Source organism: Mycolicibacter minnesotensis, assembly GCF_010731755.1.
Taxonomy (GTDB): domain Bacteria; phylum Actinomycetota; class Actinomycetes; order Mycobacteriales; family Mycobacteriaceae; genus Mycobacterium; species Mycobacterium minnesotense.
Genome location: NZ_AP022589.1, coordinates 1,021,980 through 1,035,343 on the forward strand (window position 1 = coordinate 1,021,980; position 13,364 = coordinate 1,035,343).

The window sequence follows — 13,364 nt, forward strand, 5'->3', positions numbered from 1 at the left end:
GGCGGTCCCAGCTTCGCAGGGCCCTATTGTCGTGCTATGCCCGTGCGCCTGGTCCTCGTCGACGACCACGAGATGGTGATCGAGGGCCTGCGCGCCATGCTGACCGCGTTCGCTGACCGGGTCGACGTGGTGGGACAGGCGATCAACGCCGCGCAGGCCTTGGAGGTGATCGCGCAGACCGATCCCGACATCGTGCTGTGCGACGTGCGAATGCGCGGAGAAAGCGGCCTGGACCTCTGCCTGGCGCTGCGGGAGCGTGAGCCGGAGCGCAAGGTCGTGATGCTCTCGGTCTACGACGACGAGCAGTACCTGTTCGAGGCACTGCGGGTGGGTGCCAGCGGCTACCTGCTCAAGAGCATCAGCAGCGACGACCTGGTGCATCAGATCGAGTTGGCACACCGCGGCGAGACGGTGATCGACCCCGGCCTGGCGGCGCGGGCCGCCGGTACCGCCGCGCGGCTGCAACGCGATGAGTTCTGGCCCGGCGCACGACAGGGGCTGACCCAGCGCGAAAGTGAGATCCTGGCCTACATGGTCAGCGGGCTGTCCAACCGCGGGATCGCCACCAAGCTGGTGATCGGCGATGAGACCGTCAAGAGCCACCTCCGCTCGATCTACCGCAAGCTCGGGGTGTCCGACCGCACCGGCGCGGTCGCCACCGCATTACGCGAAGGCATCTACCGGTGAGTTCCACCGGCCCGAACCGGCCACGCACCCGCAAACCCAACGCGGTGCGGGACTTCGTCGATGCCAACCATGAACTGGCCCTGCTGCGAGAACTCATCCAGGCCGCCTCCAGCGGCCCGGGAGTCGAACCGCTGGCCGCCGCCGCGACCCGGATGATCACCGCGGCCACCGGCACCGACGTCTGCTTCGTGCACGTCCTCGACGACACCGAGCGCTCGCTGACCCTGACCGGGGCGACCCCACCCTTCGACACCGAGGTGGGCAAGATCCGGCTGCCGCTGGGTTCGGGGGTGTCGGGCTGGGTGGCCCGTCACCGCGAGCCGGTGGTGATCAGCCATGACAAAGAGGCCGATCCGCGGTACCTGCCGATCGAATCGCTGCGCGGACGTGACTTCACGTCGATGGTGTCGGTGCCCATGGAGACCGATCCGGGCGGGCTAGTGGGTGTGCTCAACGTGCACACCGTGGCGCGGCGCGACTTCACTCCGGGCGACGTCGAGCTGCTGCGGGTCATCGGTCGATTGATCGCCGGGGCCATGCACCAGGCCCGCCTGCACCGGCAGCTGGTCGCGAGGGAGCGTGCCCACGAGCTGTTCGTCGAGCAGGTGATCGAGGCCCAGGAGATCGAGCGCCGCCGGCTGGCCGGTGATATCCACGACGGCATCTCGCAGCGCCTGGTGACGTTGTCCTACCGGCTCGACGCCGCGGCCCGCGCGGTCGGCAACGACCCCGACGAGGCGTCGACGCAACTCGAAGCCGCCCGGGAGCTCGCCGGGCTGACCCTGCAGGAGACCCGCGTAGCGATCAGCGGGCTGCGGCCACCGGTACTCGACGACCTGGGCCTGTCCGGTGGGCTGGCCAGCCTTGCCCGGTCGATCCCCCAACTGACCATCGAGCTGGATCTGGCCGAGACCCGGCTGCCCGAGCACATCGAGCTGGCGCTGTACCGGATAGCGCAGGAGGGCCTGCAGAACGTGGTCAAACACGCGGCCGCTACGACGGTGCGGCTGGGCTACGCGGTGATCGCCTCTCCCGACACCGCTCGGCTGGAGATCGTCGACGACGGCGTGGGATTCGACACCTTCGAGCACCCGGTGGGCGGCGATGAGATGGGTGGTTATGGCGTGCTGTCGATGGCCGAACGCGCCGAGCTGGTCGGTGGCCGGCTCAACATCCGGTCGCGCCCGGGGGCAGGCACCACCGTCACCGCCACCATCCCGATACCGTCGCCCGCTCCGCGCGACTCCGACGGCTAAGGCGCCCGGGAACTAGAAATCCCCGGCGTTGCGTCGCAACGTCTCAATCGCCGAAGACAGCGCCCGGGATTCCTGTTCCGACATACCGACATCGGCGAACACCTCGCGATTGAGGCTGTCCGTCGCGGCAGACACCGTCGAGCGGCCCAGCTCGGTGATGGACACCAAGGTGGTTCGGCCGTCAGTGGGATGCGGCAGCCGCTCAACCAGGCCGGCGGCCTCCAGCCGACGGATCGCATGCGTGACGCTGGTGACGTGGACCTGCAGCCGGTCGGACGCCTTGGTGATCGGCAGCGCTCCGGAGCGACTGAACGCCAGCAGCCTCAGCAGCTCGAACCGGGAGAAGCTCAGGTCGTAGGCCCGCAGTGTCGCCTCCACCCGGGCCAGCAGGATCTGATGGGCGCGCATCACCGACGTCACCGCCACCATGCCGTCGGCCACGTCACTCCAACCAGCCCGCTCCCAGTTGGCGCGGGCCAGCGCGATCGGGTCGGAGTCGCCGGAGGGACGAGAAACTGCCACGCTCCTTTTCTTACCGCACCGGAGGCCGTGGACCGCTCAGCAGTGCGTGAACGGCCGCATTTTCACGACATCACGGCATAGAGTGCAATTGAACCCTTGAGCATTCGGAAACGTGACCCCGACATGACCCTCAGAACACCGTCACTCGCCGCGGTAGCCATTGAATTCCCGGCTCACCGCTACAGCCAGGCGGAATCGGCCGAGGCGCTGGGCGATTTCGCCGGCCCGGAATTTCGGCGGTTCTTCGACGCCAGCGGCGTAGCTTCCCGCCATCTGGCATTGCCGCTGTCACGGTATGCCGAACTGACCGGTTTCAGCGAGGCCAACGACATCTTCATCGATGTCGCACTCGACCTCGCCGAGCAGGCGCTGCTGCGGTCTTTGGACGCCGCGAAACTCAAGCCTGCCGATGTCGACGTCGTGTTCTCGACGACGGTGACTGGTCTGGCCGTGCCCACACTGGATGCCCGACTGGCGGCCAGAGTCGGGTTGCGGCCCGACGTCAAGCGGGTGCCGCTCTTCGGGTTGGGCTGCGTCGCCGGCGCTGCCGGGGTGGCGCGGATGTATGACTACCTGCGTGCCTACCCCGACCAGGTGGCGGCACTGGTCGCGGTGGAACTGTGCTCGCTGACCATCCAGCGCGACGACCGCTCGATGGCAAATTTCGTGGCAGCCAGCCTCTTCGGCGACGGCGCCGGTGCCGTGATCGCGACCGGGGCGAACCGCCATCCGGCCGGTCCCAGGGTTCTGGCGACCCGCAGCCGGCTCTACCCCGACACCCAGGACGTGATGGGCTGGGACATCGGTACCAACGGCTTCCGGATCAAGCTGTCTGTCGAAGTCGCCACCGTCGTCGAGAAATACCTGGCCGAAGATGTGCGCAACTTTCTGGCCGACTGCGGGCTGTCCCCCGATGATGTGACCACCTACGTCAGCCATCCCGGCGGACCGAAGGTCATCGAGGCGGTCCAGAACGTGCTTGATCTGCCCGCGAATGCGCTGGACCGAACCCGGAAATCGCTGCGCGAGAACGGAAATCTCTCCTCGGTCTCGGTACTCGACGTACTGCGGGCCACCATGGCCGAGCCACCGCCCCCCGGCTCACTCGGCCTGATGGTCGCTATGGGTCCGGGATTCTGCTGCGAACTCGTGCTGCTGAGCTGGTAGCTGCATGTACTACCTGTTGATTCTGGCCGTCGGACTTGAACGCCTGGTGGAGTTGGTCGTGTCCAACTCCAACGCCAAATGGGCCTTTGCGCGCGGCGGCAAGGAGTTCGGCCGCGGGCACTATCCCGTCATGGTCATCCTGCACAGCGGATTTCTGATCGCCTGCGCGGCCGAGGTATGGCTGTTACACCGCCCATTCCTGGGCTGGCTGGGGTGGCCGATGTTGGCCCTGACAGTGTTGAGTCAGGTGTTGCGCTGGTGGTGTGTGCGGACTTTGGGGCGGCGCTGGAACACTCGGGTGATCGTGCTGCGCGACACCCCCTTGGTGGTGCGGGGCCCCTATCGCTGGCTGCGGCATCCCAACTACGTGGCGGTGGTGATCGAGGGCGTGGCACTGCCGCTGGTGCACACCGCATGGCTCACCGCTGCGGTGTTCACGCTGGCCAACGCCGCACTGCTGCGGGTTCGGATCCGGCTGGAGAACTCAGCTCTGGGCTACACGTGAGCGGAGCACGCCCGCGGGAGCTGACCATCGAACTGCGCGACGTCGTGCGCGAGTATCACATCGGTGGCCAACGCGTGCGTGCTCTCGATCGAATCAACCTGCAGCTCAACGGCGGACGGTTCGTATCTGTCGTCGGGCCGTCCGGAGCGGGCAAGAGCACACTGCTGCACCTGCTGGGCGCACTGGACTCCCCCGACAGCGGTTCGGTGATCTTCGACGGCACCGAGATCGGACGTCTCTCAGACGAGCAGGCGTCGGCGTTTCGCCGTCACCGGGTGGGGTTCGTCTTTCAGTTCTTCAACCTGCTTCCGACACTGTCGGCGTGGGAGAACGTGGCGGTCCCCAAACTCCTCGACGGCAGCCGGCTGGACCGGGTCAGAGATGACGCGATAAATCTGTTGGGGCGGGTCGGTCTCGGCAACCGGATCGAGCATCGACCCGCAGAACTCTCGGGTGGGCAATTGCAACGCGTCGCGATAGCACGCGCGCTGATGATGGATCCGTCGTTGATCCTCGCCGATGAACCCACCGGCAACCTGGATTCGGCAACGGGCGCTTCGATATTGCGGCTACTGGCCGAGGTGGCGCACGAAGGCGGCCGATCCCGGTTGGTGGTGATGGTGACTCACGATCGCGATGCCGCGCAGGCTACCGACCGGGTGATCAGCTTGCAGGACGGCCGAGTCGGTTCTGACCACGGCGATCGACTGCGCAACGATGAACGGGCTGCGGTCCGGCGATGACGGGGGCGTTAGCCGCCACCGCGAGCCGCCTGCGGCTATTAAGTCTGCGCGAACTTCTAGTCCACCGGCGGCGCACTCTCGCCGCGATCACCGTCATGGCGGTGTCCTCGATGTACCTCGTTGCGGTGTTGGGCATCTTCGGGTCGATCACCGGATCGGTGACCCGGCTCTCCGATGGAATAGCCGGGATCGCCAGTCTCGAGGTGTCCGGCGTCACCGACGCCGGATTCCCGGCCTCGGTGGCAGTCGACGTGGTGGCCGTCCCCGGCGTCGCGACCGCCGCACCGCTGATTCGGACCGCGATGTCCACGCCTACCGGAACCATGCTGTTGTTCGGCGCAGATGCGAGCAGCGTCGAGCTGGCCGGGGCCTTGGCAGACGCCCTCGCCCATCCTCCGGGCGGATCGGCAAAGACACCGGGCGGCGTGCAGGTCGGGCCGAGTGTCGGTCATGCCAGGGGCGACGGGTTCCGGCTGGGCACGACCTGGGTCACGGTGTCGCAGGTACTCACCGGAAAGCATCTGGCGGACCTCAACGGCGGCAACTACATCCTGGCGCCACTTGCCTTGGCGCAGAACATCACCGGGCGGACAGGTCAGCTCGATTCGATCCTGATCACCACCAAGCCGGGGACAGACCTCGCCGCGGTGCGTACCGCGGTGGCCGCGGCGGTCGACGGGCGCGCGGTTGTCGCCGAGCCACGGATGCGCGCGACTCGGGCCGGCGACGGCGTCCGCCTGATGAACTACATGGCATTGATGGGCGCCGCAGTTGCCTTGGTGGTCGGGGCATTCCTGGTCTACACCACGATGACCATGGCGATCACCCAACGCCGCCCGGTCATCTCGACACTGCGCGCTATCGGCGGCCGCAGGGCCACCATAGTCGCTGACCTGATCGGTGAGGCCGCGGTCCTCGGTGTGCTCGGTGGCGCGCTCGGAGCGGCCTTGGGAATATTTCTGGGCCACCTGGCAATTCGCCGACTGCCGCCGGCCATCACCCAAGGGCTCGAAGCGCGGGTCGAATACTGGCTGCCCGGCTACGCCCTGCCTGTCGCGGTCGCCGCCACGGTGCTGGCCAGCGTCACCGCGGCGGCCATGGCGGCGCGGCAGGTTTACAAGGTGTCGCCGATCGAGGCATTGGCTCCGGTCGGCGCCTCTGCGGCCGACGCCGTACCGCGCCGACTGCGGATAGTCAGTGGGATCGCTGCGGTGGTAGTGATCGCGGTGTCGCTGGCGATCGTCGTCGCCCATCGCGGCACCACGTCACTGGCGGCGATGATGGCGGTGTTCTGCGCCGAGATCACGCTCGGATTCGCGCTCACCGCTGCTCTGGTAACCGCCGCGGCCGCAGCTGCCCGGGTTTTCGGCACAGCCGGCGCGGTCGGGGCGGCCACCATCGAACGCGCGCCGCGGCGGGTCTGGGCGACCCTGATGACCGTGCTGATCGCCGTGGTCACCACGGTGGTGATCACCGGGACCAACAACGACATGATCGCCTCGGCGCGCACCATCTTCGCCCCCGTCGCCGAGGTAGACATCTGGGTCAGCGCGAATGCCCCCGACAGCTTTGCCACCGACGCGTTGCCACAGGGCCTGCAGGAGCAGGTCGCCGGGGTGCCTGGCGTGGCGCAGGTCAGCCCGGGCGCCCACGGTTTCGCGGTGATCGGCGGCACTCGGGTGATGCTCGACGGGTTCTCCCCCGGATCGGCCGACCCGCTGTTCCGGGCACTCGACGACCCAACACGCCGCGACGTGCTCGCCGGGCGGGGCGTGGTGCTGTCGCAGAACCTGGGTGCGACGCTGGACGTGCGGGTCGGCGACAAACTGCACCTCCAGACGCCACGCGGCCCACGCCAGGCTGAGGTGCTCGCATTGGTGCCCTACTTCTCCACGGTCATCGGGACAGTCGGGATCGGGCTGGACCAACTCCGTTCCTGGTTTGATCGCCCGGCCGTGACGACGCTGCAGGTGAGCGCCGCAGACGGGGTCGATCACACGCGGCTGATGGCCGACATTCGCCACGTGGTCCCCGAACCGAACTACGTCTACGACGGTCGTGCCGCACTGGCCGGTCTCGAAGCTCCGCTGCGTCAGAGCATGGTGATCGCCAACGCGGTGTTGCTCATCGTGGTGTTCGTGGCCGCGGTGGCGTTGTTCACCACGCTGACGCTGTCGGTGCTTGAGCGGCGCCGCGAGATCGGAGTGCTGCGGGCGATCGGCGCGAACCGCCGCTTCACCATGCAGATGGTGCTGGCCGAAGCAGCGGGCATCGGCGTGGTCGGCGGCCTATTGGGGCTGGTGATCGGACTCACCGATCAGTGGCTCTACAGCCTGGTCAGTGCCGAGATCATGAATTTCACCGTCACGTTCCATCCGACCCCGGTGGCTCCGGCCTATGCCCTCGGCGCGGTGGCGATCAGCCTGCTCGGTTCGGTGCCGCCCGCGCGGCGAGCGGCCCGCCTGAACATCATCGACGCGGTCGCCTCGGAATAGCTTGGTTCCGCAGGCGTCCGAACGTCGGATGCCTCAGACGAGTCCAAGCTGGATCAGGTCGGTGAACAGCTCGGCGAACGGGTCGGTGAACGGCAGCGCGAACGTACTGTCCAGGTCCGGGCAACCCGGGACGATGAAGGTGTTGACCGTCTCCCCGGCGACCCCGATACTGGCGGCCCCGAATCCAAGGTTGTCCTCCGGGTCGGTTCCCGACGTCAGGATGTCGGTGAACCACGCAGTTTGCAGAACCACTGCGACGTAGTTGTCGTCGTCGGGGTCGGCCGCCGACGTCAGGGTGAACAGACCGAAATCGGTGGTGCGACTGATGAAATCCGGATCATCGACCGAACCGAACAGCGCAGCTCCGAGATCACCGGCGTCGCTGACGAACCAGGAGTCGGGGCCGGCGGTGCGACCACCACCCTCGGCGTGGACCGGCGCGCCGAGCGCCGTGGAGGCCAGCCCGAGGGTGACCGCCAGGCCGACCAGGCCGACTCGACGTTGTGTAGCAACAGTTTTACTCATGATGGGAACTCCGATCTCTCGCCGTTACCTGATTCACTTCCACCCCCGAGCGGCGGCTGCGGCAGCACGGTGGCGAACCCCTGAAGTTGTGGCGTACACGGCGGCGGCACCGGGCTGCGCCGGATGCTGGACAGGCCAGCGGTGTCGAATCCCGCTGCGGCGATGGCATCCAGCGTGCGACGGTTGGGCCGGCAGCCCGACGACAGCCACGCCCACGGTTGCGCGATCAGGTCCTGAAAACGGCCCATTGCGCCCTCGCCGCGGACGTGCTCGAGCACCACCAGCCGGCCGCCGGGGGCCAGCACCCGGCGGATCTCACCCAGGGTGGCAGCGACATCATCGACCGAACACAGCACGAGGCCCACATGCACTGAGTCGAAGCTGTTGTCCGGAAAAGGAATCGACTCACCGACCGCGTCGACGATGTCCACCGCGATACCGCGGCGGCGCGCCAGGGCCGTCGCCATCCGGCGCATCGCCGGCTCCGGCTCGACGGCGGCGACCGTCGTCACCGCAGCGGGAAGAAACATCAGGTCGGCGCCGGGCCCCAATCCGATCATCAACAGCCGGCCGGTGGCTGCGCTCATCGCAGTTCGGCGGTAGCGGCGATAGAACAATCGATCGAAGAACGGCATTCCGAACCGATACACATACGGGAACAACGGGTTACGCCGCGCCATCGGTCGCCCACCGCTCGCCTTGATCCAACCGGAACGGCGGGTACTCGTCACGCATCAACGAGACGTAGACCGCCACCCGATAGCGCCAGCGAACGATCCCCAGCAACAGATCGGACATGCCGGCGGGGATGGTTCCGGTGATCAACAACGTCAACGCCGTGATGACGCACAACAACTGCAGCACCGGCTCCAAGGCCCAGCACATCAGGACCTGCGGCAAACCCAACAACCACGACTTGACCAACACCGTCCGATTGTCCAGCCGGTCGGGATAGTCGACCTGCAGATCGGCCGGATAGTCGGGCCGCGAAGCCAGGGTGAACGGCGGGTACCGGTCGGTGCTGTTCATCGGAAACCGGTAGTTCATGACGCGCCAGGACCAGCGCAGCACGCCCACATTGAAGTCGAATAGCGGGCGCGGATAGCGCCCGGAGATAAGTATCGCGACGCCGGCGATCACAGTAAGCGGCAGATAGACCAGATACAGGACCAACAGGATCGGATAGTGCGGCGTGGCCAGCACACACCATTTGATCAGCCACAGCCAGCGCGATGGACTGTCGAACGCGCCGCGTACCCGCACCGGATCGGCCGGCGGCCGCTCGCCGGGGCCGGGGGCCGGATCGTCAGGTGCGGGAAGCGACATCGTCGACCCTCCTCAGTGGCGGCGGTCGGTTGTCCGGCCGGCGGGTTGGCCCGCGCCGGCCAGTCCGAGGCTACGGTTGATCTCGCTCGCCATCCGGCGATGACTGACCGAGCGCAGAAACAGGGTCAGCCCCCAGGTGTGCAGTCGGTCCGGGATCCAGGCCGCGGGCCGCAGCACCATCTCACTGTGGGACAACTGCAGCGCGGTCATCCGCGACACCGCTGCCACCTTGCGGCGACGGGCCTGCTCGTAGCGGCGCAGCGCGCGCGACAGCTCCACTCCCGACGTTGTGCGCAGCCTCGCCAGTGTCCTGCACAGCACCATGGTGTCCAGCAGCGCCTGGTTGGTGCCCTGCGCCATCGTGGGCGGCATCGTGTGTGCGGCGTCGCCGACCAGAGTGAGTGCACCACGGCCCGCTCCGGGTATCGGGTGACGAAAGTGCGGGTAGGGCGAACCAGCGAGGTCGGCATCGGTCAAAACGGCCAGCATCTGGTCGACGGGATCGGACCAGCCCTCAAACCGTGCCCGGATCAGGTCGATCGGGCATGGCGGCCGGACGAAATCCGGCGACCAGGGCAGGTCGAACCACCACTGCAACTCGGATCCGCCCGCCGGCCAGAGTCCGAGGTTGCCCTGCCGGCCCACGATCATCAGCGCCGCCCGCGGGTCCTCGACCGGGCGCGGCAGGCTGACCAATCCCTGCCAGCTGCACCAGCCCGTGGACTCGGCCGGTGGAGCGCCCACGTGCTCTCGCACCATGGAGTGCAGACCGTCCGCGCCGATCAGCAGGTCGCCGTCGATGCAACTGCCGTCGGCGAAGTCGATCCGGGCCGCGCTGTCGGTACCGCTGACGCCCACCACCTGCGCGTCGTACCTGATGCGCTCGGCCGGGAGATCCTCCACCAGGCGTTGCAGCAGGACCCGGCGCGGCACCATCCGGACGGGCGCGCCCAGCCCCTGCGCCATTGCGGCCACGTCGAGCGTGGCGAGCCGGCGACCGGTGGACGTCATGACCCGCACCGCCGACAATTCCTGTCCGGCTCCGGCCATGTCCACGCCCAGTTGGTCCAGCACCGTCGCACCGTTGGGCCAGATGGTCACGGCGCCGCCGCCGGACTGCAGGTGGGGCCGTTGTTCAAAGACTGTGACGTCGTGGCCGTCGCGCAGCATGCCGCGGGCAAGGGCGAGCCCGGCCACGCCCGCGCCGACCACCAGGACACGCAAAACTGGTGGCGGGGTCTCGGCTCGCACCCTCACCGTGGTGACACGGTTGAACCGGAGGAATGGTTCACCGCGCCGCGAAATCAGCTCGCGGCGGGCACCTCGGGGGAGATCGTCAGTATTCGAGGACCGTCCTCGGTCACCGCAACGCTGTGCTCCCAGTGCGCGGCGCGTGAGCCGTCGGCGGTCACGACCGTCCACTCATCCTCCAGGATGACGGTCTGGTCGGTTCCCAGGGTCAGCATCGGCTCGATAGCCAGCACCGAGCCGGCCACCAGCAGCGGTCCGCGGCCCGGCGATCCCTCGTTGGGCAGGAAGGGGTCCATGTGCATCTGCCGGCCGATGCCGTGTCCGCCGTAACCGGCGACGATGCCGAAGGAGCGCTTGAACTGAGCCGACGCGGCCCGGGCGCCCATCTCGATGGCGTGCGAGACGTCGCTGAGTCGGTTGCCCACCACCATCGCCGCGATTCCGGCCTCCATCGCCTGCCGGGTGGCCGCGGACAGGTTTTCGTCGGCGGCACTGAGCGTCTCGATCCCGAAGGTGACCGCGGCGTCGCCGTGCCAGCCGTCCAGGATCGCGCCGCAGTCAATCGACACCAGATCGCCCGCCACCAGAACGTCGGTCGCCGTCGGGATTCCGTGCACCACCCGGTCGTTGACCGAGCTGCAGATCGACGCCGGGAATCCGTGGTAGCCCAGAAATGACGGCGTCGCGCCGGCGTCCCGGATCACCGCTTCGGCGATCTCGTCCAGTTGCAGGGTCGAGACGCCCACGGCCGCCGCTTCGCGCACTGCGGCGAGGGCGGCGGCGACGACGGCGCCGGCCGCGGCCATCGCGTCGAGCTCACCGGGGCTGCGATGCGGCACCGCTTTGCGCCGCTTCGCCCACCCGACCACCTATTGCCCCAGTGCGCTGAGTGCGCGGGCGAACACCTCGTCAAGCGTGCCGAGTGCATCCACCACGTGCAGGTCGTGTTCGTCCTGGTAGTAGTCCAGCAGTGGCGTGGTCTCTTCGCGGTAGATCATCATGCGGTTGTGGATGACGTCGGCGGTGTCGTCGGCGCGACCACGTTCCTTGAGTCGCTTGAGCAGTTCGCTCTCGGTGACCCGGAACTCCAGCACCGCATCCAGCTGGGTCTGACGGCGCTCCAGCATGGCGTGCAGCGCCTCGGCCTGCTCCACCGAGCGGGGGTAGCCGTCCAGGATGAATCCTTCTGCGGCATCGGGCTGGTCGAGCCGGTCTTCGACGAGTGCATTGGTCAGCTCGGGCGGCACCAAGTCGCCGGCGTCGAGGTACTGCTTGGCCTGCTTGCCCAGTTCGGTGCCCTCGGCGATGTTGTGGCGGAACAGGTCACCGGTGGAGATCTGTGGGACGCCCAGCTTCTCCGAGAGCTTCACCGCCTGGGTGCCCTTGCCTGCCCCCGGCGGTCCCAGAAGTACGACTCTCACTTGAGGAACCCTTCGTAGTTGCGCTGCATGAGCTGGCTCTCGATCTGCTTCACCGTGTCCAGGCCGACGCCGATCATGATCAGTACCGCGGTGCCGCCGAACGGCAGGTTCTGAACGGTGCCCGAGCTTCCCATGTGCAGGAACAGGTTGGGCAGCACCGAGATGACGCCGAGGTAGATCGAGCCCGGCAGGGTGATCCGGCTGAGCACGTAGCGCAGGTAGTCCGCGGTCGGGCGGCCCGGCCGGATGCCGGGAATGAAGCCACCGAACTTCTTCATCTCGTCGGCACGCTCGTCGGGGTTGAACGTGATCGACACGTAGAAGTACGTGAAGAAGATGATCAGACCGAAGTACAGGGCGATATAGACGAAGTTCGACGGATCGGACAGGTAGGTGCTGACGAACTTGTCCCACCAGCTGTTACCGGGGTTGGCGCTGCCGCTGTGAACCAATTGGGTGATCAGCTGCGGAATGTAGATCAGCGACGAGGCGAAGATGACCGGGATAACGCCGGCCTGGTTGACCTTCAGCGGCAGGTAGGTCGAGGTACCGCCGTACATCCGCCGGCCCACCATGCGCTTGGCGTATTGCACGGGGATACGACGCTGGCCCTGCTCCACGAAGACCACGCCGACCACGATGGCCAGGGCTGCCAGCAGGACCATCGTGAACACCACGGCGCCGCGGGCGTCGAGGATGGTCTTGCCCTCGATCGGGATGCGGGCGGCGATGCCGACGAAGATCAGCAGCGACATACCGTTGCCGATGCCGCGCTCGGTGATGAGCTCACCGAGCCACATCACCAGCACCGCGCCGGAGGTCATCACCAGCACGATGACCATCAGGGTGAAGATGCTGTGGTCGGCGATGATGTCGTGGCGCAGGCTGCAGGTCTGCAGCAGGCCGCCGTTGGCGGCCAGCGCCACGATGCTGGTGGCCTGCAGAACGGCCAGCGCAACGGTCAGGTACCGGGTGTACTGCGTCATCTTGTTCTGGCCGGACTGGCCTTCTTTACGCAGCTCTTCGAAACGCGGGATCACCACGGTGAGCAGCTGCACGATGATGCTGGCGGTGATGTAGGGCATCACGCCGATCGCGAACACTGTCAACTGAAGCAGCGCGCCGCCGGAGAACAGGTTGATCAGCGAGTACACCTGCGCGGCGTCGCCACCGCTGACTTCCTTGATGCACTGCTGCACGTTCTGGTAGTCGACCCCGGGCGACGGGATGGCCGCACCCAGCCGGTAGATCACGATGATGCCCAGCGCAAAAAGGATCTTGCGCCTCAGGTCAACCGTCCGCAGCGCTGAGATGAAAGCCGAGAACACTCTTCTCCTCCTGCGCAGCCGAGGTCCGGTCGCGGCGTTCCAATGGGCTGTTGGTGTCCCAGCCCCGGTTAGTCCTGGGTTAGTCCTGCGTTGTCGCGTCCACGTGCCAGCCGATGACGACGAGGCCACGCGTGTCTT

Annotated in this window: 14 protein-coding genes; 6 read left to right on the forward strand and 8 right to left on the reverse strand. The window is 67.2% G+C overall.

Annotated elements, in window-relative coordinates; genetic code table 11:
• The first annotated feature begins 36 nt into the window (after window positions 1–36).
• Both G6N09_RS04945 and G6N09_RS04950 read left to right on the forward strand, forming a co-directional pair.
• Complete coding sequence (locus tag G6N09_RS04945; RefSeq protein WP_083026759.1) at window positions 37–687, forward strand: response regulator; 651 nt, start codon at window positions 37–39, stop codon at window positions 685–687.
• Complete coding sequence (locus tag G6N09_RS04950) at window positions 684–1,943, forward strand: GAF domain-containing sensor histidine kinase (protein ID WP_083026760.1); 1,260 nt, start codon at window positions 684–686, stop codon at window positions 1,941–1,943. Before G6N09_RS04945 ends, G6N09_RS04950 begins: the two co-directional genes overlap by 4 nt.
• 12 nt (window positions 1,944–1,955) lie before the next feature.
• Here the strand turns inward: G6N09_RS04950 and G6N09_RS04955 are convergent, their stop codons facing one another.
• Window positions 1,956–2,465 carry a MarR family winged helix-turn-helix transcriptional regulator gene (locus G6N09_RS04955; protein ID WP_083026761.1) on the reverse strand — a complete coding sequence of 170 codons (510 nt, stop codon included), beginning with the start codon at window positions 2,463–2,465 and terminating at the stop codon, window positions 1,956–1,958.
• A 123-nt stretch (window positions 2,466–2,588) separates the two neighbouring features.
• Here G6N09_RS04955 and G6N09_RS04960 point away from each other — a divergent pair, with 123 nt between their 5' ends.
• Genes G6N09_RS04960 through G6N09_RS04975 form a run of 4 tightly spaced genes read left to right on the forward strand, consistent with a single transcriptional unit; the run spans window position 2,589 to window position 7,375 of the window.
• The gene (locus G6N09_RS04960; protein ID WP_083026762.1) at window positions 2,589–3,632 is read left to right on the forward strand and encodes a type III polyketide synthase; all 1,044 of its coding nucleotides are present in this window, start codon (window positions 2,589–2,591) and stop codon (window positions 3,630–3,632) included.
• 4 nt (window positions 3,633–3,636) lie between these two features.
• On the forward strand, window positions 3,637–4,137 hold the full coding sequence (locus G6N09_RS04965) for an isoprenylcysteine carboxyl methyltransferase family protein (protein ID WP_083026763.1): 501 nt from the start codon (window positions 3,637–3,639) through the stop codon (window positions 4,135–4,137).
• A 20-nt stretch (window positions 4,138–4,157) separates the two neighbouring features.
• Complete coding sequence (locus tag G6N09_RS04970) at window positions 4,158–4,880, forward strand: ABC transporter ATP-binding protein (protein ID WP_083026803.1); 723 nt, start codon at window positions 4,158–4,160, stop codon at window positions 4,878–4,880.
• Entirely contained in the window at window positions 4,877–7,375 is a 2,499-nt protein-coding gene (locus G6N09_RS04975) for an ABC transporter permease (protein WP_083026764.1), read from the forward strand. Before G6N09_RS04970 ends, G6N09_RS04975 begins: the two co-directional genes overlap by 4 nt.
• Window positions 7,376–7,408: 33 nt before the next feature.
• Here the strand turns inward: G6N09_RS04975 and G6N09_RS04980 are convergent, their stop codons facing one another.
• The 7 genes from G6N09_RS04980 to secY form a co-directional block, all read right to left on the reverse strand.
• Entirely contained in the window at window positions 7,409–7,900 is a 492-nt protein-coding gene (locus tag G6N09_RS04980; protein ID WP_083026765.1) for a hypothetical protein, read from the reverse strand.
• Entirely contained in the window at window positions 7,897–8,580 is a 684-nt protein-coding gene (locus G6N09_RS04985) for a class I SAM-dependent methyltransferase (protein ID WP_083026766.1), read from the reverse strand. Before G6N09_RS04985 ends, G6N09_RS04980 begins: the two co-directional genes overlap by 4 nt.
• A complete protein-coding gene (locus tag G6N09_RS04990; protein ID WP_083026767.1) occupies window positions 8,567–9,226 on the reverse strand; it encodes a DUF4389 domain-containing protein in 660 nt (219 codons plus the stop codon). Before G6N09_RS04990 ends, G6N09_RS04985 begins: the two co-directional genes overlap by 14 nt.
• Before the next feature lie 12 nt (window positions 9,227–9,238).
• Complete coding sequence (locus G6N09_RS04995; protein ID WP_234807055.1) at window positions 9,239–10,396, reverse strand: FAD-dependent oxidoreductase; 1,158 nt, start codon at window positions 10,394–10,396, stop codon at window positions 9,239–9,241.
• A 134-nt stretch (window positions 10,397–10,530) separates the two neighbouring features.
• The gene (gene map / locus G6N09_RS05000; RefSeq protein WP_083026768.1) at window positions 10,531–11,346 is read right to left on the reverse strand and encodes a type I methionyl aminopeptidase; all 816 of its coding nucleotides are present in this window, start codon (window positions 11,344–11,346) and stop codon (window positions 10,531–10,533) included.
• The gene (locus G6N09_RS05005) at window positions 11,347–11,898 is read right to left on the reverse strand and encodes an adenylate kinase (RefSeq protein ID WP_083026769.1); all 552 of its coding nucleotides are present in this window, start codon (window positions 11,896–11,898) and stop codon (window positions 11,347–11,349) included.
• Window positions 11,895–13,226: a preprotein translocase subunit SecY gene (gene secY, locus G6N09_RS05010; protein ID WP_083026770.1), complete on the reverse strand. Its 1,332-nt coding sequence runs from the start codon at window positions 13,224–13,226 to the stop codon at window positions 11,895–11,897. Before secY ends, G6N09_RS05005 begins: the two co-directional genes overlap by 4 nt.
• Between the last annotated feature and the right edge of the window lie 138 nt (window positions 13,227–13,364).

What these genes read in the sequence shown, in the direction of transcription:
- G6N09_RS04975 (WP_083026764.1), top strand. Translation starts at nt 4,877, where the DNA reads ATGACGGGGGCGTTAGCCGCCACCGCGAGCCGCCTGCGGCTATTAAGT.
- G6N09_RS04985 (WP_083026766.1), bottom strand. Translation starts at nt 8,580, where the DNA reads ATGGCGCGGCGTAACCCGTTGTTCCCGTATGTGTATCGGTTCGGAATG.
- G6N09_RS04965 (WP_083026763.1), top strand. Translation starts at nt 3,637, where the DNA reads ATGTACTACCTGTTGATTCTGGCCGTCGGACTTGAACGCCTGGTGGAG.
- G6N09_RS04980 (WP_083026765.1), bottom strand. Translation starts at nt 7,900, where the DNA reads ATGAGTAAAACTGTTGCTACACAACGTCGAGTCGGCCTGGTCGGCCTG.
- G6N09_RS04990 (WP_083026767.1), bottom strand. Translation starts at nt 9,226, where the DNA reads ATGTCGCTTCCCGCACCTGACGATCCGGCCCCCGGCCCCGGCGAGCGG.
- G6N09_RS04995 (WP_234807055.1), bottom strand. Translation starts at nt 10,396, where the DNA reads ATGCTGCGCGACGGCCACGACGTCACAGTCTTTGAACAACGGCCCCAC.
- G6N09_RS04960 (WP_083026762.1), top strand. Translation starts at nt 2,589, where the DNA reads ATGACCCTCAGAACACCGTCACTCGCCGCGGTAGCCATTGAATTCCCG.
- G6N09_RS04945 (WP_083026759.1), top strand. Translation starts at nt 37, where the DNA reads ATGCCCGTGCGCCTGGTCCTCGTCGACGACCACGAGATGGTGATCGAG.